Source organism: Nitrospira sp. CR1.1 (genome assembly GCA_014055465.1).
GTDB lineage: Bacteria > Nitrospirota > Nitrospiria > Nitrospirales > Nitrospiraceae > Nitrospira_A.
Map to the genome: position 1 here is coordinate 437,161 of WIAF01000002.1, position 19,270 is coordinate 456,430.

Annotated in this window: 16 protein-coding genes; 1 reads left to right on the plus strand and 15 read right to left on the minus strand. The window is 60.0% G+C overall.

Going from position 1 to position 19,270, the window contains the following annotated elements:
- Positions 1-15: 15 nt before the first annotated feature.
- The 15 genes from ftsA to asnS form a co-directional block, all read right to left on the minus strand.
- The gene (gene ftsA, locus GDA65_06620; GenBank protein MBA5862363.1) at positions 16-1,260 is read right to left on the minus strand and encodes a cell division protein FtsA; all 1,245 of its coding nucleotides are present in this window, start codon (positions 1,258-1,260) and stop codon (positions 16-18) included.
- Entirely contained in the window at positions 1,257-2,126 is an 870-nt protein-coding gene (locus tag GDA65_06625) for an FtsQ-type POTRA domain-containing protein (GenBank protein MBA5862364.1), read from the minus strand. The genes ftsA and GDA65_06625 overlap by 4 nt, the downstream gene beginning before the upstream one ends.
- A 2-nt stretch (positions 2,127-2,128) precedes the next feature.
- Positions 2,129-3,112, minus strand: coding sequence for a D-alanine--D-alanine ligase (locus GDA65_06630; GenBank protein ID MBA5862365.1), 984 nt, complete (start codon positions 3,110-3,112; stop codon positions 2,129-2,131).
- A gap of 24 nt (positions 3,113-3,136) precedes the next feature.
- Positions 3,137-4,069 (minus strand): UDP-N-acetylmuramate dehydrogenase, encoded by a 933-nt coding sequence (murB, locus tag GDA65_06635; protein ID MBA5862366.1) that lies wholly within the window; start codon positions 4,067-4,069, stop codon positions 3,137-3,139.
- A gap of 22 nt (positions 4,070-4,091) precedes the next feature.
- On the minus strand, positions 4,092-5,474 hold the full coding sequence (locus GDA65_06640; protein ID MBA5862367.1) for a UDP-N-acetylmuramate--L-alanine ligase: 1,383 nt from the start codon (positions 5,472-5,474) through the stop codon (positions 4,092-4,094).
- 82 nt (positions 5,475-5,556) lie between these two features.
- Positions 5,557-6,678: an undecaprenyldiphospho-muramoylpentapeptide beta-N-acetylglucosaminyltransferase gene (murG, locus tag GDA65_06645; protein ID MBA5862368.1), complete on the minus strand. Its 1,122-nt coding sequence runs from the start codon at positions 6,676-6,678 to the stop codon at positions 5,557-5,559.
- A complete protein-coding gene (gene ftsW / locus GDA65_06650) occupies positions 6,675-7,892 on the minus strand; it encodes a putative lipid II flippase FtsW (GenBank protein ID MBA5862369.1) in 1,218 nt (405 codons plus the stop codon). The genes murG and ftsW overlap by 4 nt, the downstream gene beginning before the upstream one ends.
- A gap of 35 nt (positions 7,893-7,927) precedes the next feature.
- Positions 7,928-9,316, minus strand: coding sequence for a UDP-N-acetylmuramoyl-L-alanine--D-glutamate ligase (gene murD, locus GDA65_06655; protein MBA5862370.1), 1,389 nt, complete (start codon positions 9,314-9,316; stop codon positions 7,928-7,930).
- A gap of 10 nt (positions 9,317-9,326) precedes the next feature.
- Positions 9,327-10,403, minus strand: coding sequence for a phospho-N-acetylmuramoyl-pentapeptide-transferase (locus GDA65_06660; GenBank protein ID MBA5862371.1), 1,077 nt, complete (start codon positions 10,401-10,403; stop codon positions 9,327-9,329).
- Between the two features lie 61 nt (positions 10,404-10,464).
- Positions 10,465-11,928 (minus strand): UDP-N-acetylmuramoyl-tripeptide--D-alanyl-D-alanine ligase, encoded by a 1,464-nt coding sequence (gene murF, locus GDA65_06665; GenBank protein ID MBA5862372.1) that lies wholly within the window; start codon positions 11,926-11,928, stop codon positions 10,465-10,467.
- A gap of 18 nt (positions 11,929-11,946) precedes the next feature.
- Positions 11,947-13,449: a UDP-N-acetylmuramoyl-L-alanyl-D-glutamate--2,6-diaminopimelate ligase gene (locus GDA65_06670; GenBank protein ID MBA5862373.1), complete on the minus strand. Its 1,503-nt coding sequence runs from the start codon at positions 13,447-13,449 to the stop codon at positions 11,947-11,949.
- Position 13,450: 1 nt separating this feature from the next.
- Entirely contained in the window at positions 13,451-15,169 is a 1,719-nt protein-coding gene (locus GDA65_06675) for a penicillin-binding protein (protein ID MBA5862374.1), read from the minus strand.
- The gene (locus tag GDA65_06680; GenBank protein ID MBA5862375.1) at positions 15,169-15,501 is read right to left on the minus strand and encodes a hypothetical protein; all 333 of its coding nucleotides are present in this window, start codon (positions 15,499-15,501) and stop codon (positions 15,169-15,171) included. The genes GDA65_06675 and GDA65_06680 overlap by 1 nt, the downstream gene beginning before the upstream one ends.
- A complete protein-coding gene (gene rsmH / locus GDA65_06685; GenBank protein ID MBA5862376.1) occupies positions 15,498-16,421 on the minus strand; it encodes a 16S rRNA (cytosine(1402)-N(4))-methyltransferase RsmH in 924 nt (307 codons plus the stop codon). Before rsmH ends, GDA65_06680 begins: the two co-directional genes overlap by 4 nt.
- A gap of 312 nt (positions 16,422-16,733) precedes the next feature.
- Complete coding sequence (asnS, locus tag GDA65_06690; protein ID MBA5862377.1) at positions 16,734-18,026, minus strand: asparagine--tRNA ligase; 1,293 nt, start codon at positions 18,024-18,026, stop codon at positions 16,734-16,736.
- A gap of 138 nt (positions 18,027-18,164) precedes the next feature.
- On the opposite strand from asnS, the gene GDA65_06695 reads away from it, so the two are divergent.
- Positions 18,165-19,256, plus strand: a complete 1,092-nt coding sequence (locus GDA65_06695) for a hypothetical protein (protein ID MBA5862378.1) — start codon at positions 18,165-18,167, stop codon at positions 19,254-19,256.
- Positions 19,257-19,270: the final 14 nt, after the last annotated feature.

The following is a 19,270-nucleotide window of genomic DNA, read 5'->3' on the forward strand; positions in this document are numbered from 1 at the left end:
AGCCGTCCGCAACAGTTAGAAAAACTCAAACATCCACGATCGCATGCGATCGAACACTTTTCCCAGTCCTTTGCCGTGACGCATGCCGGCAGCCTCCAAGTTGTCGGCATGTTGACGCGCGTGGAGTAACAGCCCGACGCCGGTCGCATGCATCGGGTTGCTGACGATATCTCGTAAACCGCCGATGCCTGTCGGCGCGCCTCGTCGAGCCGGCAGATTCAGTCCGCGTTCCGCCGCATCCGGCATCCCTTCCAACAACGAGGTTCCGCCTGTAATCACAACCCCTGCGCCGAGCATGCCTTCATAGCCGGCACGCACGATTTCGCGCTTGACTAGATCGAACATTTCTTCGACGCGCGGTTCCAGAATTTCCGCGATATCGCGGCGCGTGAATTGCCGCGGCGGACGATCGCCGACTGAGGGCACTTCCACCATTTGGTGCCCGTGCACCAGCTCGGTGCGAGCGATGCCGTGCTGCACTTTGATTTTTTCGGCGTCGGTTTGCGAGGTTAACAGGCCGATTGCCAGATCCTTGGTCAGATTCTGTCCCCCGATCGGGAGCACCGCTGTGTGCCGGATGCTGCCGTCGAGGAAAATGGCGAGGTCCGTCGTGCCGCCGCCCAAGTCCACCATGGCCACGCCCAACTCGCGCTCCTCCGCGCTTAACACTGCCTCGCTCGAAGCCAGCGGCTGCAGGATGATATCGACGACATCGAGCCCAGCCCGGTTGACACTCTTGATGATGTTTTGCGCTGAGGTCACCGCACCCGTGATGACATGCACATTGACTTCAAGCCGGTTGCCAGACATGCCCAGCGGCTCGCGGACACCCTCCTGATCATCGACCATGAACTCGCGCGGCAACACGTGCAGAATACGCCGTTCATGGGGAATGACGGCCAGTGTGCGCGCACTCTCCACCGCGCGACTGATGTCGTCCCGCGTGACTTCCTGTTTCTTGAGCGCCACGACACCTTTGAGATTTTCTCCGGAAATGTGGCTGCCGGCAATACCCGTATACACCGAATTGATCTGCACCGCCGCCATGAGTTCCGCTTCCTCGACCGCTTTCTTGATCGATTCCACGGTGCTCTCGATATTGACCACGACACCCTTGCGAAGCCCGCGTGAGGGACAGGAGCCGACGCCGATGATGTTCAGCGGGCCCTCCTCCGGCACTTCGGCGACAATTGCGCAAATCTTGGTCGTTCCGATATCGAGCCCGACCAGGATATGATCCCGCTTAGACACTCGGCTCACCCCCTTCCCCGAACAATGACGCGGTCGGCAAAGCGAAGATCGATTTCATTCGCTCTGGCGCCCTCGCCGTCAAAGGCCACATCATGCAGTGCGGGCCGCATTTTGAGAAACCGATGCCATTGCTGATTCATCGACGACTCACTGAACTGAAACGTTACGCCCTGCACCTCGACCACCAGGTTATTCAAATTCCCCACATTGATGTCCGGCCGTCCCCCTGTGGTCTGACCGACCATGCGCGCCAACGCGGCGCCCACCTGCACGGGACGACGATCCTCCGCCCTGCCTTGCGCCAGCCGCTTGCCATCGACACCCGACAAGATGGGAAGCGTCGGGTCATCGCTGGACCCGAGACGCGCCAGCAACACCCCCTCCGCATCAGTCAGAAGATTTTCCGCCAGGGTGCGCACCACCACCGCCGGCTCACGCTCGACGATGTCGATATGGATTTCATGCAACGGCTTCAACACCACGGTCGCTTCTTTGATCCAGGGATGCGTCTTGATCCGTTCCGCTAACCACGTGGGATTGATGGAATAGAGCGCGGTATCGGGTTTGAGCGCCAACCGGCCGATCACCTCTTTTCTGGTCACATGATGCAGTCCATTGACCGACACGGAGCGCACCAGAAACCATTCGCGCGTCAGCGGCCCTATTTCACGAGCCAGCACAAAGAGCCCTGAACAGCCGCCGACCAAGACGATCACCGTCGCGATCACTCGCAAGGAAATCAGCAGGCCACGCCCCAGCCGCGACCAGTAGCCGCCTGCCGCCTCGCCTCGACGGCGTTCCAGGCCCGATTCCGAACGGGCATTGGCCCGCGGATTCTGTTTGGCCGGTCGTGCTTTCTGCCACCTGAGCGGCATGGCTACCTCACGGCTCGAAATGATCCCGTTCCGGCACGCCGGAGCGCAGATTGGAGGATCCGTTCCGTCAACGTATCGTACGACAGGCCCGCTTTGCCCGCCGCCATCGGCAACAGACTCGTTTCCGTCATCCCCGGCACCGTGTTGATTTCCAATACAAAGGGTTTGCCCTTGGGCGTAATCCGAAAATCGACCCTCGCCGCGCCGCTACAGCCCAAGGCCTGATAGGTTCGGATGGCCAGCTGCTTGATCTCGCGGCTCACGGCGGCGGACAGCGGCGCCGGGCAGAGGTACTGCGTCCGGCCTTTCTCGTACTTGGCCGAAAAATCATAAAATCCGTCCGGCGCCACAATCTCCACGGCAGGCAACCCGGCCACCGTTCCGTCGATAGTCCCCAACAAGGACAGGGTGACTTCGTGCCCGGGGATGAACGCCTCGATCATCGCCTCTTCATCGTATCGATGGGCCATCTGCAACGCCTCTTTCCATTGCGACGGTGTGCGGACGATGGTCACGCCGATGGTGGATCCCTGGCTCGCCGGTTTCACGACGATCGGCAGCTTCAACTTACAACTCGTCAGGATACGGTTCAACGTGGGCGCCGTTCCCCGCCACACCACCGTCCCGCGCGGGACTGGAATGCCGTGGGCGGCCACCACCGTCTTGGTCACCACCTTATGCATACCGATGGCGCTGGCGCGCACACCCGACCCCGTATACGGGATGCCCAGGGTCTCCAAGAATCCTTGAATCGCACCGTCTTCCCCGCCCGGCCCATGTAACGCCAAAAAGGCCACTTCTATCGCCTGCTCTTGCACGGTCTGAGACAACCCCGGCCCCACATCGATGGCCATCGCATCGTAGCCGCTGCGAACAAGAGACCGGTACACGGCTTCGCCCGTCCTGAGAGAGACGTCGCGCTCAGAGGATTGACCTCCCATCAACACCCCGATTTTCGAACGAGTCAGCGGCTTCCGTTCCGTCACATCCACTCCCTTCCTCGATCTGCGTCAGGCCTGACCGACCACCTTCAACTCCAATTCCAATGTGACACCCGAGGCCTTTTTGACTCCGGCGCGGACTTTCCGGATTAAGGCCAGCACATCGGCCGCGCGCGCATGCCCCACATTCACCATAAAGTTCGCGTGTTTTTCGGAAACCTGCGCATCGCCCACACGCGCGCCCTTGAGCCCAGCAGCGTCCACCAGGCGGCCGGCGGAATCCTGCGGAGGATTCTTGAATACGCATCCGGCGCTCGGGAGCGTCAACGGTTGGGTGGTCTTGCGATACTGCAAATAATCTTTCACGGTCTTTTCAATCCGGTCGTGCGCTCCGGGCTTCAGTTGCACCCAGACTCCGGCCACGATGCCGCGCGGCAGATGCGCCCGCCGGTAACTGAACGGAATGTCAGCTGCCGGAATGTCCACCACCCGACCGCGCGGATCGACCATGCGAACGGCTTTGAGGGAATCCTTCATTTCACCCAAACGTGTCCCTGCGTTCATGACCACACAACCGGCGACCGTGCCGGGAATGCCGGCGCCCCATTCCAGCCCAGCCAGCGAGCGGCGGATGGCATACCCAATCAACGTCGGCATGCCCACGCCCCCCTCCGCGTAGAGGACAGATCCCGGCTCATGGCGGATGGCTTTGAGTTGCCGGAGGCTGAGCACGAGGCCGCGGATTCCCCCGTCACGAACGAGCAGATTCGTCCCACCCACCACGAAAATCGGGACGCGTTCGGCGTGAGCCTGCGCCACCACCCGGCACAAATCGTCCACATCGGCCGGCTCCACCAGAACTTCGGCCGGTCCCCCGATACGGAACGAGGTATAGGATTGCAACGACGCCTCGTACGTGATCGTTCCACGAATTCCCTCAAGGATGCGCGCCCAGTCTTTCTTCGCTCCCGCCGATTGCTCTTTCCGCGCCACACGTGACACCGGGTCCCGCCTCTCATCACCCTCAGGCCGGCAATCGGTCGAGGATCGCCAGCCCCGCCTTCCAGATGTCTCCCGCCCCGAGGGTGATCACAAGATCCCCAGATTTCAGCGTCGGCAGCACCTGCTCGGCCAGAGTTTCCTTGCGCTCCACGAATGTGGCGGAGGGATGCCCGGCGGTTTTCACGGCCTCGACCAACTTGGCCCCGGACACGCCGGGAATCGGCTGCTCGCCCGCCGCATAGATCTCCGTCATAAACAGCGCATCGGCTTGGTCGAACGCATGGGAAAATTCCTGCATCAAGTCGCGCGAACGGCTATAGCGATGGGGCTGAAACAATACGACCACCCTCCGGTCCCAGCCCTGCTTCGCGGCCGCAATCGTGGCCCGGACTTCGGTCGGATGATGGCCGTAATCGTCCACCACCATAATGCCGGCCTTTTCCCCGCGCAGGTGAAACCGGCGTTCGACGCCGCTGAACGCCGCCAGGCCTTTCCGGATGAGATCGACCGGAATATCCAGCTCCATGCCGATCGCAATAGCGACCAACGAGTTCGACACATTGTGGATGCCGGGAATGCCCAACCGGAACGGACCCAGGTTACGGCCGCGAAAAAACACCCGAAACTCCGAACCCCATTGCCGCAAGCTGATATCGGTCGCGCGAAAATCCGGCACATGATCGGGATGTTCGTTCAAACCATAGGTCTGGTATCTCTTGACCACACGCGGCAGGAGATGGCGCAGCCGTTCGTCATCGGAGCAGAGCACGGCCAGTCCGTAGAACGGGACCTTGTTCACAAACTCAAGAAAACTGTCGTTGAGCCGCTCCATGCTGCCGTAATGGTCCAGATGTTCCCGGTCGATATTGGTGACCGCGGCGATCGTCGGCGCCAGACGCAGAAACGAGCCGTCGCTTTCGTCCGCTTCTGCAATGAGCAGATCGCCCCGTCCGAGGCGGGCATGACTCCCCAACGCATTCACCTTGCCCCCGATCACCATGGTCGGATCCAACCCGCCTTGCGCGAGCACATTCGCCACCATTGATGTCGTGGTCGTCTTGCCATGAGCGCCGGCGATCGCCACGCCGAACTTCAACCGCATCAACTCGGCCAACATTTCAGCGCGTGGGATGACCGGAATCTGCCGCGCCTTCGCCGCAACCACTTCAGGATTGGTCGCAGCCACCGCGGAAGAAATCACCACCACCTGCGCTTCGCCGATATTGGACTCATGGTGGCCAATGGCGATGCGCCCTCCCAGTTCCTCAAGCCGGCGAGTCGTTTCCGACTGGCTGAGGTCCGATCCGCTGACCCTGTACCCGAGCGTCAACAATACCTCGGCGATGCCGCTCATCCCGGACCCGCCGATTCCCACTAGATGAATATGTTGTGTCTTTCTGAACATCGCCGTCCGCCTTAGCTCCTGTCCGCCAAATGATCGCTGTCCGTTGTTGCGATTCTGTTGCTGTCTCTCCCGCTCTCGTAGTTCATAGGGCGCGAGCGCTGTCGCTGGCCTCATGGCGCCTCCTTATGACGTCATAACATTCTCGCACGATAGTTTCCGCCGCATCACTGCGGCGCATCTTCCAACTGTGCCGGCTCATGGTCTCCAGTCGTTGCGGGTCGCCCAGAATTTCCGTCATGGCCTGCGCCAGACCGGCCCCGGTCAACTGCGCCTGAGGCAGGAGGACCGCCCCACCCGCCTTCGCCATCACTTCCGCGTTCCGCAACTGATGGTTGTAGATGGCTGTGGGGAGCGGGATCAGAATCGCCGGCTTCCCACAGACCGTCAATTCGGCAATCGTCATGGCACCGGCCCGCGCCACAACCAGGTCTGCTGCGCGGAGCGCCGTGGGCATGTCGTAGAGAAACGGAACGACCTGCGCGGAGATTCCCGCCTGTTCGTAGGCGGCCGCAACCCGGGCATGATCTGCCTCCCCCGTTTGATGCGTAATGGTCCATCGGGCATTCATGGTTGCGAGCAGGGGCAACGCGTCAATCATCGCGGAGTTGATGGCCTTCGCCCCCTGACTACCGCCGAAAATCAACAGGCGCCGCTGCGGTCCTATCTCGCGCCGCACCGCCTCAGGCGCGGAAGATTCCAAGAATGCCTGTCGCACGGGCGTTCCGACCACGCTTGTCTTCCGTCGATCGAAAAATTGTCTCGTCGACTCGAACGCCAGAAAAATACGCTGCACCAGCGGCGCGACGGCTTTGTTTGCCAATCCCGGATAGGCATTCGGCTCGAGAATTACGCCGGGAACGCGCCGCAAAAATGCTGCCACCAGCATCGCCGGGCTGGTGTATCCTCCCACGCCGAACACCAGATCAGCGCCCTGCTGTTTCAGTACCCTCAGCGACTGCCAGAGACTGACCGGAATGGTGATGAGCGCCTTCGCCATCTCACCCGGCTTTTTGCCCATGAACGGATGCGCCGTGATGCACCGCAAGGGGAGCCCTTCATGGGCCAGGACCTTTTGCTCAATGCCACGCGTCGTTCCGACGAAGAGGATGCGCGTCGAGGGGTCCCGCCGCAAAAATTCCCGGGCCACGGCAATGGCCGGATACAGGTGCCCGCCTGTGCCTCCTGCTGCAATCACGATAGTCATTCCGTGATCACCCCGCGCTTCCGCGCGCCTCGGGATCCGCTGCTGTCCTGGCCGCCGTGCCCGCCCTGCCGGTCGCGCGAAATGCTCAGGAGAATCCCCACCCCGAACAGGTTGGCCATGAGCGACGAACCACCGTAACTGACGAACGGGAGCGTCAACCCTTTGGTGGGTAACAGTCCCGTGACGACCCCTGCATTCACCAAGGCCTGCATGCCGATTAACATCGTGATGCCCATCGCCAGGTGCTTCCCGAAGGAATGCCGCGCCCGGCCCGCAATCTGAACCCCCTTGATCACAAAGAGGCCGAACAGCAACACGATCGTCACGGTGCCCAACAACCCCAACTCCTCGCCGACCAATGCGAGCACAAAATCGGTGTGCGCCTCCGGCAGGAAGAATAATTTCTGTTTGCCCTCTCCCAACCCGACCCCGAACGGACCGCCGCTCCCGAAGGCCAAAAACGACTGCGTGATCTGAAAGCCCGCTCCGGAAGGGTCCTTCGTGGGATCCAAAAACATGAGAAACCGTTTCCAGCGGTATGCTGACGTCAGGATGAGCGCGGCCACCCCCGTCAAGGCGCACAAGGACAGGATCACCAGGTGCTTGATCCGCGCCCCTGCCAGAAACAGCAGGGTCGCCACCACGAGCCCCATCACCACCACAGTGCCCAGATCCGGCTCCAGCAGCACCAGCCCGCTCAGCAAGCCGATCACGATCAGCGGCGGTAACAACCCCCTTGCGAACTGCGTAATCTGATCCTGCTTCTTGGTCAGATAGGCTGCCGCGTAGATGATGGCCACGAATTTCGCCACCTCGGCCGGCTGAATATTGATCGGCCCCAGGTGCAGCCACCGCCGTGCCCCCTTGGCCACGTTCCCGAGCGATGGAATGAGCACCAGGACCAACAACAGCGTGGCCCCGCAGAGCAGGGGTATCGCCAGCTTCTTCCAGATCGTATAGTCGATCCGCGAGACGACATGCATGACCAGCAAACCGACGACCAGCCAGGCCACCTGCCGTTTGAGGAAATACCAGGGGTCGTGAAAGCGGTTTCCCGCCACCACAGCACTGGCACTGAACACCATCACCACGCCTATCAGAGCGAGGATAAGGGTAACCGCCAAGAGCGCCGGATCCACCGGCACGCGCTTGGACGCCCGCTGGGTCGAGGTCGACCAGGGCAGCTTCAGAGTCCCGAGCGCTTGCTGTGCCATTGTTCAGCTGTCGTTCCTCCGCGCGACTTCCGGCCTCACGCCGGAAGCGACTGGACCAGCGCCTTGAATTGCCGGCCCCGGTCTTGGTAATCCGCAAACATGTCAAAACTGGCGCAGGCCGGCGAGAGTAGAACCACCTCACCGGGCTGCGCCTCGCGAGCAGCAAGCTCCACGGCGTCGCGGAGAGTCGCTGCAGGACGACATCCGTCAAAATCACCCATCGCCTTTTGAATACGGCCCGCCGCCTCACCAATGAGAATGAGGCCCTTGACCCGCTGGCGTATCATCCCTTCCAAGCGGGAAAAATCGCCGCCTTTGTCGCGCCCTCCGGCGATCAACCAGATCGGCTGTTCGATGCCCTCAAGGGCTTTCAAGACCGCATCGACATTCGTGCCTTTGGAATCGTTCACATACCGAACCCCGCGGCGCTCACGCACCACTTCCAGGGCATGCTCCAAACCGGGAAAGGATCGCAGCACGGCGCGGATGGCTTCGATGGAGCAGCCGCACAACAAACCATAGGTCACTGCCGCCATCACATTTTCCACGTTGTGAAGCCCGATCAGGCGCATATCGCTCCGGCGACAGATTTCCTCGCGCTGCCCCCGCACCGTCGTCACGATGAGATCCCCGTCCAGCACCGTGGCCCCGGCCACGCCTGAAACCGTGGCTCCACTTCGGCTGAAACCCAGAACAGCGGCCTTCGTCTTTCCGCGAAGCGCGGCAACCCGCATGTCGTCCAGATTGAAGAGTGAATAGTCTCCGGCGGTTTGATTGGCGAAGATACGCGCTTTGGCCGCTACATACTCTTCCACCGAGCTGTAGCGGTCCATATGGTCCAGCGTCACATTCAAGATCGAGGCGATCCAGGGATGGAACTGTTCGATCGTTTCAAGCTGAAAGCTGGAGGTTTCCAACACCACATACTCATACGGGGCGGGGCTTCCCGGCTTCGCCTGGACACAAGCCAGGGCCGCTTCGCTGGCCGCGATGCCCAGATTGCCGCCGACAAAGGCGCGTTTGCCACTCTCCAGCAAAAACTTGCCGATCAGTGTGACCGTCGTGCTTTTCCCGTTTGTTCCGGTCACGGCCACGATCGGCGCCGTCATATACCGCGATGCCAACTCCAGTTCCCCGATAACTCGAACTCCGCGAGCGCGCACGCGATTGAAGGCATCCAGCTGCGTCGGTACGCCGGGACTGATCACCACAAGATCCGCGTCCTCAAGCGCCGATTCGTACCGATCCCCCACCCGGACGGCAATGCTCGTCCCGTCCAACTGCGACAGGATGGCCGTGAGCTCCTGTTGTTCTTTCCGGTCGGCCACGGTCACCCGCGCTCCAAGGTGATGCAAGAGCCGCGCAGCGCCGACACCGCTCCTGGCGAGACCGACGACCGTGACCTGAAGATCCTTGACGTTCATGAGTCCCCGTCTACCGCAGTTTGAGCGTGCTCAAGCTGAGCAAGGCCAGCAAAATGGCAATGATCCATAGACGCACCACCACTTTCGGCTCGTCCCATCCCTTCATCTCAAAATGATGATGGATTGGAGCCATATTGAAAATACGCTTCCCCCGCAATTTGTAGGATCCCACCTGCAGGATGACAGACAGGGCTTCGATGACGAACACCCCACCGACCAGGAGCAACAACAGTTCGTGCTTGCTGATGGCCGCCACCGTTCCGAGCGCCGCGCCCAACGGAAGGGAGCCCACGTCGCCCATAAAGACAGAAGCCGGATAGGTGTTGAACCAGAGAAAGCCGAGGCTCGACCCTAAAATCGCTCCGGTAAAAATGGCGATTTCTCCGGCGCCTTCGATGTACGGAATTAACAAGTATTCGGCCATCACGCGGTTCCCGGTCACATACGCCACGATGGTATAGGCCAGCGAGGCGATCATGACCGGGCCGATCGCCAAACCATCGAGCCCGTCCGTCAGATTCACGGCATTGGAACTGCCGACGATGACGAGAATGACGAACACAATGTAGAACCAGCCCAGGTCTGGCGTAAAAAATTTGAAGAACGGGACGCTGAGTTTCGTCGTGTAGCTCGGGAGGCTGTAGAGAAAGACGCCGATGGCCAAGGCCACCAGGAACTGGCCGGAAAATTTTTGCGCAGCCGACAGGCCTTTCGATTGACGCTTGATGAATTTCAGATAATCATCGGCAAATCCCACTGCGCCGAACCCGACAGTCGCCACCACCACCAACCACACATAACGATTGGTCATATCGGCCCACAAGAGCGTGGACAAGACCACCGCAAAAATAATGAGAATGCCGCCCATCGTCGGCGTTCCACTCTTGGCCAAATGCCGCTTCGGCCCGTCGTCGCGAATCTGCTGGCCGAGCTTAATCTCCTGCAGTTTCCGGATGACCCAAGGCGCCATCACGAATGCGATGAGAAACGCGGTGACCGCTGCGTAGATGATCCGGAAACTCTGGTAGCGAAAGACGTTCAGAAACGAAAACTGTGTATGAAGTGGGTAGAGCCAGTTGTATAACATCCTACGGCTTCTTTGCCCGCCATAGTTCGGCGGATTTTAAATTCCTTTGAATCCCTTGCAGCTAACAGGCTTTTCTCGCCACTCGCCGCATTCCCGTCACGGCCTCCACGACCTGTTCCATGCGCATTCCGCGCGAAGCTTTCACCAGCACCACGTCGCCTTGCCGGACCATGCGCGCCAGGGCCGTGGCGGCCGCCTGCGCATCGGGCAGTTCGGCAATCCTCTCGGACGCCATACCGGCCTGACGAGCCCCTTCCGCCAACTCCCGTCCTAATGCGCCGCACGCCAACAGGTGCCCGATCCCCTGCGCGGCCAGAAACGCCCCGACTTCCCGGTGTAGACGCTTGGTATCCGCGCCCAACTCCAGCATGTCGCCCAGAGCCGCGATCGATCGTTTCCCCCGCCCCAGCTCCGCCAACAATTGGATAGCCGCCTTCATGGAGGCCGGGTTGGCATTGTAGCAATCGTTGATGACCTGGACGCCATGCGATTGGCTGATTTGCGATCGCATCGCCGCCGGGCGGAACTTCGATAATCCCTCGGCGATGGCGGCGCCGGACAGACCCAAGGCATAACCCACGGCCGCCGCCGCTAAGGCATTGCTCACATTGTGCTGCCCCTGCGTTCGGATCCGCACTTCCGTCTGGCGACTTTTGCCCGGCAGGATGAGTCCGAAGCTGGTCCCGCCTTTTTCATCGGTTCGAACATTCGCGGCGCGAACGGCCGCCTTGGGTGACGCGCCGAATGCCACGACCCGGCATTGTGCCCTTGCGGCAAGGTAATCGAAATACTCATCGTCGGCATTCAGCACAACGGCCCCGTCCTCCGGCAGATGGTCGAGCAATTCGGCTTTGGCTTGCGCAGACCCTTCCATGCTGCCGAAAAACTCCAGATGGTCCGGTCCGATATTGGTAATCACGCCGACCGTCGGCCTCGCGATTTCGCACAACCGGGTCGTTTGTCCCTGCTGATCCACGCCCATTTCAATCACCGCAGCCTGGTGCCGCGGCGCCAATTGGAACAATGTCTGCGGCACGCCGATCCGATTGTTGAGATTGCCCTCGGTTTTGAGGGTTTTCCAGCGTTGCGCGACCACATGCGCGACCATTTCTTTCGTCGTCGTCTTCCCGTTGCTTCCCGTGATGGCAATGACCGGAATGGGAAATCGGTTGCGGTAGTGCGTGGCCAACCGCTGAAAGGCTTCGAGCGTATCCCGCACGCCGAGCACAATGGGCGCGCCGGTCCTGGGCTTCATCGGAGGAAGTCGGTAGTCTTCCTGCACGATGGCGCAGACGGCGCCTTGCGCAAAGACCTTGGGCACGAACGAATGCGCGTCGAATCGCTCTCCCTGAAAGGCGATGAACAGATCGCCTTTGCGCACCAGACGAGAATCGGTCACCACACGCCGAATCCGCTGCTTCAAATCCTGCGGACTCAAGCCTGTCGACGACTTGGCGCCCAACACTTCGCACATTTCTTCAACGGTAAACAGCGCCATTACGCCACGATGTCCATGCTCCCGCATGTCATGCCTCGCTGAATGTCAGGACCGGCGCGCCTCGATCATTTCACGCGCCACTTCCCGATCATCGAAGTGATGTTTCGTCGTTCCCACGATCTGATAATCTTCATGTCCCTTCCCCGCGATCAACACCATATCGCCGGCTTTTGCCTCCCCGATGGCAGCTTCGATCGCCGCCCGGCGATCCGCAATCATCCGATACCGAACATGGCTACGAGCCGCCAACGCTTCCTTCACCCCGAGCTCGACCTCGCTCAGAATCACAGCCGGGTCTTCCGTGCGTGGATTGTCCGAGGTCAGGATAACCACGTCGCTATACTGGACGGCGGCGCGCCCCATTTTCGGACGCTTCGTGCGATCCCGGTCGCCACCGCATCCGAACAGGGTAATGATACGACCGGTGCGCAGAGCCTGCGCGGCGGTCAACAATCGAACCAATGCGTCTTCGGTGTGGGCATAGTCCACCACCACCGTAAAATCCTGCCCCGCCTCAACCCGCTCAAATCGCCCCGGCACATTGGAGACGGCGCCCGCCGCGGCGCGAACCTGGTTCAGCGTCAAACCTTCGTGCAGCACGACGCCGATGGCAGCCAGCAAATTGGAGACGTTGTGCTCTCCCACCAACCGACTTTGGATCGCGCAACTGCCGCTCGGGGTGCGCAGCGTAAAACTGGTGCCCGAAGGAGACAGCTTCACCTCATCTGCGCGAATGTCGGCCTGCCGGTGCAGACCATACGTCCATACCGGCACAGTGCAGGCTTCACGAATCCGTCCGCCCCAGGGATCATCCGCATTGATGATGGCTCGTTTCTTTGGCTTGCGCGCGCCCGACTGGCCAAGCCCGACAAACAATCTGCGCTTTGCCTGGAAGTACCGTTCCATATCCAGGTGGAAGTCGAGGTGGTCCTGCGTGAGGTTCGTAAACACCGCGACATCGAATTCCGAGCCGGCGGTTCGGTCAAGGGCCAACGCGTGAGACGACACTTCCATGACGACCGTATCCAACCTCTTCTCGACCATTCGTGCAAATAATTTCTGCAACTCCAACGCGCCGGGCGTGGTATGCGACGCCGGAATCGATTCGTTCCCGACCAGGTACGCGACTGTGCCGATCAAACCGACCTGCCGATTCACCGCCTCCAGCATGGTTTTCACGACATAGGTGGTCGTGGTTTTCCCGTTGGTGCCCGTCACTCCGATCATGCGGAGCGCGGCAGAGGGATCTCCGTAAAACCGGCTGCCGAGAATCCCCAATGCCGCCCGGGAATCCTGCACGCGAATGCACGGAGTCGATCCAACCTCAACATGGCGTCCCACGACGACTGCCGCCACCCCCGCCCTTACGACCCGATCTAAAAATTCGTGGCCGTCGACCCGCTCTCCCGGCACGGCGACAAAGACGGCCCCCGACTCAGCCTGACGGGAATCATCGGTCACGGCCGTAATCGTCACCCGCTGATCCCCGCTCCGCTCCAAAACGCCTAGACGCCCCTGAATGGGACTGATCAACTCATCCAGCGTCATCTCAGGATTCCAGCCCGGCCATCGCCAGCTTAACCGGTTCGTCCACTGCAACCCCCAGATAATTGAGCACCTGCTCTCCGACTCGACGGAACACCGGGGCTGCGACAACACCACCCCAGGCTTCTCCGCGCGGTTCATCGATCACCACAATCATGGCCAGCCGGGGATCTTCCGCGGGGACGTACCCGAGAAACGATCCGACCAAAAGGGTGGAGGAATATTTGCCGGTGCGGGGATCAACCTTCTGAGCGGTTCCGGTCTTGCCGGCCACTCGAAAGCCCGGGATGGCCGCCTTCCCGCCTGTCCCGTGGGTCACCACGCCCTCCAAAAGCGTCGTCAATGTCCTGGCCGTATCGGCGGAGATGACACGCCGTTTGGCTTGGGGCATATTCTGCGCGACCAATTGTCCCTTCGCGTTGCGAATCTCCGAGACCACATAGGGTTTCATGAGGACGCCGCCATTAGCGATGGCCGACATCGCCGTCACCATTTGTAATGGCGTGACGCCAACCTCCTGTCCCATGGAAATGGAGGCCAAAGAACGTTTGCCCCATTGGCGGGGCCCTCGCAGCAACCCGGCGGTTTCACCCGGCAGATCAATGCCGCTTTTGTCTCCGAAGCCGAACTCCTTCAAATAGTCGAAGACCCGCCATTCTCCCAGCGCCATGCCCACCTTGGCGGCGCCGATATTGCTCGACTTTTGAATCATCTGCGCAAACGTCATCCACCCGGCTTTCTCATGGTCATGGATGATCGTATTCGCAATCGCAAACTGCCCGTTTTCGCCATAAATCATGCTGCCCGGAGTCATGACCTTCTCTTCCAACGCCGCAGCTGCAATGACAGCCTTCATCGTCGAGCCCGGTTCGTAGGTGTCGGTCAAGGCGCGGTTACGCCATCGATCGGGAACCAGCGCGCCGACCGTATTGGGATCGAATCGCGGACTCACGGCCATAGCCAGCACGGCGCCGGTCCTGGGATCCATCACAATGATCGTGCCGGACTTGGCATTGGATCGAGTGACCGCCTCATCCAGCTCTTTCTCGGCAATATACTGCGCCACCTCATCGACCGTCAGCGTGAGGCTATGTCCAGCCGCGGCCCCTTCCTCATTCAGGCCCTTGGGGAAGACGGCGCGCCCCAGCGCATCCCGCTGCAACACGACGGCCCGCTTTTCGCCGCGCAGATATTGTTCGTACCGCAGCTCCACCCCTTCCAGGCCGCGATCATCCATCCCGGCAAATCCCAGCACATGCGACAGCAGCGGCCCCTTCGGATAAAATCGCCGCCCCTCCATCACCACGCCGACCCCGTCGAGCCCAAGTCGTTCAAGCCGGCGTCCCTGTTCCGGCTCCAGCTTCCTCGCCAGCCAGACGAAATGCTTTTCCTGCTTCAACTTTTTTTCGAGTTCCGCCGCCTTCACATGCAGAATCGACGAGAGATTGCGCGCCGCCACTCCCGGGTTGCCGAGCGAGGCAGGCACTCCGAACACGGACGGCACATCCATATTCATTGCCAGGACCTTGCTGTTGCGATCGTAAATTGTGCCGCGCGCTCCCTCCAGCGTGACATTCTTCTGATGTTGCCGATCGGCCTTGACGGTCAACTCCGCCGATTGCATCACCTGAAGATTCACGAGGCGGACGATCACCAGGACAAACGCGACCACCAACCCGCAGGCCACCACGATTCGGCGCCCACGAAAGGCGGTCGAAGCCACTATCGCGCTCTCCGAGTGACAATGTTCTTTGCAATCCGGACTTCGCCTTCTGTGGCGACGGGATTCGCAGGCGTCTCCGGCTCGATATTAATAACGACGACTTGCCCCTTCTCCGGCTGCATCATGCCTAATTTGTCGCTGGCCAGACGCGCGATCCGCTCAGGCGCCGTGAGCCCGGAAAGCTTGACCTGCAGCTCATCCCGCTCGCGCTCGAGGAGCACTTTTTGCGTCTTCAGCCGCTCGATGTGGTATCCGATGCGAACGATGTCCACCCGTTCCCACACAAAGAGCAACACCAACGACGTGACCGCGGCAAACGCGACGGCTTTCATTGCATAGACTCCTTGGACTTGCGCTCCACGACACGCAGCTTTGCGCTGCGCGACCGCGGGTTATGGTCACACTCGCTCTCCGAAGCGATGACCGGTTTTTTTGTCAGCACCTTCACTGAAGCCTCGGGGCCATTTGCCAGCGCCCGAAACGTATGTTTCACAATTCTGTCTTCAAGCGAATGAAACGACACGACGCAGACCCGCCCCCCAGGCGCCACAGTAGCAACGGCATCGCGCAGTGCCGGTTCGAGCACTTCCAACTCCCGGTTCACGGCAATCCGCAACGCCTGAAACGTTCGCGTGGCGCAATGGATCCGCCCATGGCGGTAGGAAGCCGGCACCGCGTGTTCCACCACCGCCGCCAATTCCCGCGTCGTCCCGATTGCGCATTGCATTCTCGCCTGCACAATCGCGCGGGCGATTCTTCGCGAATACCGCTCTTCGCCGAGCTGATAGATCACGTCAGCCAATTCGCGTTCCGACAAATCACGAATGAGGTCGGCCGCCGTGCGGCCCTCGCGCTGATCCATGCGCATGTCCAATGGTCCATCATCACGAAAACTGAATCCGCGCTCCGGACGATCGAGTTGCGGCGAAGAGACGCCGAGATCGAAGACCACACCATCCACATGTTGGAGTCCGGTCTGGGCCACGAGCGTTGTAAGCTCAGAAAAGTTTCCATGCCGGAGATGCACCCGGGACATGACACCTTGCAGGCGCGTGCGAGATTCTTCGAGCGCGGCCGCATCGCGATCGATCCCGATGAGAATGCCATCTGGAGCAGTGTGATGGAGAATCCTGGTAGCGAGCCCTGCATATCCGAGAGTGCAGTCCACGTAAATTCCACCTGGTTTGCACTGCAGCCAGAACAAGATCTCGTCGACCAAAACCGGCTCATGGGAACCGCGAGCAGAATTCATACACCCATTTCCACCCACTTTTCACCACATGTTGGCTGGAGTATACACCCAACGAAACAGCTGTCAACAGATTTTGCTCCAATTTATCAAGAATATTGTTCGCTTTTCGCCCATCGCATGGTGTGCCGAATTTGGCACGTGCGTTATCCACATCTGTGGACAATCTTGTGGGAAACTTACCCACCATCTTGTGAATTGCGGCATAAAAGAGGCCGAGGAAAGTGGGACCCGTCCAGAAAATCAGACAGATCGAATGGCAGCATTTCTGGTGATCGTATGACCGATCACCAGAACAGAAAGGATGGGGAAAACCTATGGATATAAGCGATACAACATCCGGGGAAAGGGTATCGTCTCCCGCACATGCTCCAACCCGCAGATCCACGCCACGGCGCGCTCAATGCCCATTCCAAATCCGGCATGAGGAACAGAACCGAACCGGCGCAGATCGAGATACCATTGAAACGCCTCTACCGGAAGATGCTGTTCCTGTATGCGCGCCAATAGTTTCTCGTGTTGATGAATGCGCTGCCCGCCGCCGATGATTTCTCCATACCCTTCGGGAGCCAACACATCCATGCAGAGCGCGAGATCGGGTCGAGCCGGATCGGTCTCCATATAGAAGGCTTTCAGGGCGGCGGGATACCGATGCACGATGACGGGGCGATCGAATTCTTTCGACAGAATAGTTTCGTCTTCCGCGCCAAAATCATCTCCCGACTTTGCGGGATGTCCTTTCCGCTGAAGGATATCCACGGCTTCCTCATATGTGATGCGTGGAAACGGCGCCGTCACACGCTCCAGCTTGGCGAGATCCCGCTCCAACACCTGCAATTCGGCACGGCGCGTCTTCAGCACAGCAGCCACGATATGCGAGAGAAACTGTTCGGCGAGATCCATCATGTCCGGCAGCTCCGCAAACGCCACTTCCGGTTCGACCATCCAGAACTCCATCAGATGCCGGCGCGTCTTGGATTTTTCCGCGCGGAACGTCGGCCCGAAGCAATACACCTTTCCAAAAGCTGCGGCGGTGGCTTCACTGTACAGCTGGCCGCTTTGCGTCAAATAGGCCGTCTCCTCAAAATATTGCGTCTGAAACAGCGTGGTAGTGCCTTCACAGGCATTGGGTGTAAAGATCGGCGCGTCGACCAGCGTGAAACCGCGATCATCGAAAAAGTTCCGGCAGGCGCGAATGATCTCATGCCGAATACGTAGCACGGCATGCTGGCGGCTGGAACGCAGCCAGAGGTGCCGATGCTCCATCAGAAATCCTGTACCGTGCTCTTTGGGCTGAATCGGAAACGGTTCCGCGACCTGCACGACCGCGAGATGCTTCACATCAAGTTCGTACCCGCCCGGGGCGCGCGCATCCTGCCGTAACGTGCCGGTCAGGACGACGCTCGACTCCTGCGTAAGCTCGGCCGAATGAGTAAACTGCTCGTCCCCAACCGCGCCTTTGCTCACGACCGCCTGGATATCGCCGGTCCCGTCCCGCACAATCAGAAAATGGAGCTTCCCCTTATCGCGCCGGCTGCGGAGCCATCCGCGAATCGTGACGTCCTGTCCTGCGTGAGCCGCAGCTTCGTCGATATAGATCACGGGCATGGGCATTCCCCTTCGCTACGAACGTGAACAACCTCAATTATGCGGGAGGGTAGCGAACAGCCTCGGGCTTTTCAAGCACATCACAATTCCCCCCTTTCATTGACACAACGTCCTTTGCGGGGCATCATCAATCTCACGATGTATACCATTGCGCTGCACCCTCGTTATTCGTTCGCGTCAGTATTCACCGGGTTGGTCCTGCTGACCCTTCTGCCTCCCGCGCAGGCAGGAGAATTCAGATCGGACAACCCGCTGAACCAGCCTGGGAAAATCTACTGGTGCCCGGGTCGCACCGCCGATAAGCGCATCACCGCTACCCCTGATGCTGGCTGTACCCCTCTGTACGACGCGGAGCGGGATGAGAAGAAACCCGCCTCAGGGAATCAGGACAAGCACAGTGAATCCGAAACGAAAGCACCGCTCAAAATCGTCGACATTCAAAATACCGCCTCGAAATTCACCCGCGACTACCGGGAATTTCTGGAATGCTGCGCCAGCGAATGGGATTCCGTCGATCGCATCGACGAACTTCTCGAACAGTCCAACCACATTTTGATGTCGGTCCAACAAAAAGGCATCTACAACAGCGCGGGATTCGGCGTAGGAAGCGGCGTGGACGGTTTGGGCGGCGGCCCCGGCCAGTCTCCAAAACTCGGCACCTTTGCCCGGCAATGGACGCTCAGCGAAATTGTCGGCACCGTCGCCATCGCGCGAGATGATCTCAAGAAACTCAGGACCCGGATGAAGGGCCTCCTCACGCGATACGAAAAGCTCGACTCACTGGATTACGAGCAGCGCGGGAGAGAAGAACGACGCATTGAAGATGAACGCGAGACGATTGCGCATGATATCCGACCGAAACGACCGGCAGCTTCCGCCCCGACCGGCATGGATATTCAGGATACCACCATCCCGACCAGGATCGGCGGCGACATCGAAAACACGAATTTGAACCGCGCACTCAACCCAAGCTTCGGCGCGGACATCGGCGCCACGGTCTCGCCCTACAGCAACGTCAACGAATCCCTGCGCCCCAGAAGAGGGGAAGATCTCAGGGACAGCGTCTTGACGGATCGTGTCGGCGCCCACACACAAGACACGACCTTGCCGAATGTATCGGGATTTGAGATCAACGCGGGCGAAAACGCAGAGCACTCCTCCTCGGCGCACATTCGAGGAGTCGGTCCTGCCATCGGCGACTCCTCCCTGAATAGCCAGCCCCGGCGATAACGGCACATCCATCC

What these genes read in the sequence shown, in the direction of transcription:
- GDA65_06625 (MBA5862364.1), bottom strand. Translation starts at nt 2,126, where the DNA reads ATGCCGCTCAGGTGGCAGAAAGCACGACCGGCCAAACAGAATCCGCGG.
- GDA65_06640 (MBA5862367.1), bottom strand. Translation starts at nt 5,474, where the DNA reads ATGTTCAGAAAGACACAACATATTCATCTAGTGGGAATCGGCGGGTCC.
- murG (MBA5862368.1), bottom strand. Translation starts at nt 6,678, where the DNA reads ATGACTATCGTGATTGCAGCAGGAGGCACAGGCGGGCACCTGTATCCG.
- ftsW (MBA5862369.1), bottom strand. Translation starts at nt 7,892, where the DNA reads ATGGCACAGCAAGCGCTCGGGACTCTGAAGCTGCCCTGGTCGACCTCG.
- murD (MBA5862370.1), bottom strand. Translation starts at nt 9,316, where the DNA reads ATGAACGTCAAGGATCTTCAGGTCACGGTCGTCGGTCTCGCCAGGAGC.
- GDA65_06660 (MBA5862371.1), bottom strand. Translation starts at nt 10,403, where the DNA reads ATGTTATACAACTGGCTCTACCCACTTCATACACAGTTTTCGTTTCTG.
- murF (MBA5862372.1), bottom strand. Translation starts at nt 11,928, where the DNA reads ATGCGGGAGCATGGACATCGTGGCGTAATGGCGCTGTTTACCGTTGAA.
- GDA65_06670 (MBA5862373.1), bottom strand. Translation starts at nt 13,449, where the DNA reads ATGACGCTGGATGAGTTGATCAGTCCCATTCAGGGGCGTCTAGGCGTT.
- GDA65_06680 (MBA5862375.1), bottom strand. Translation starts at nt 15,501, where the DNA reads ATGAAAGCCGTCGCGTTTGCCGCGGTCACGTCGTTGGTGTTGCTCTTT.
- rsmH (MBA5862376.1), bottom strand. Translation starts at nt 16,421, where the DNA reads ATGAATTCTGCTCGCGGTTCCCATGAGCCGGTTTTGGTCGACGAGATC.
- asnS (MBA5862377.1), bottom strand. Translation starts at nt 18,026, where the DNA reads ATGCCCGTGATCTATATCGACGAAGCTGCGGCTCACGCAGGACAGGAC.
- GDA65_06695 (MBA5862378.1), top strand. Translation starts at nt 18,165, where the DNA reads ATGTATACCATTGCGCTGCACCCTCGTTATTCGTTCGCGTCAGTATTC.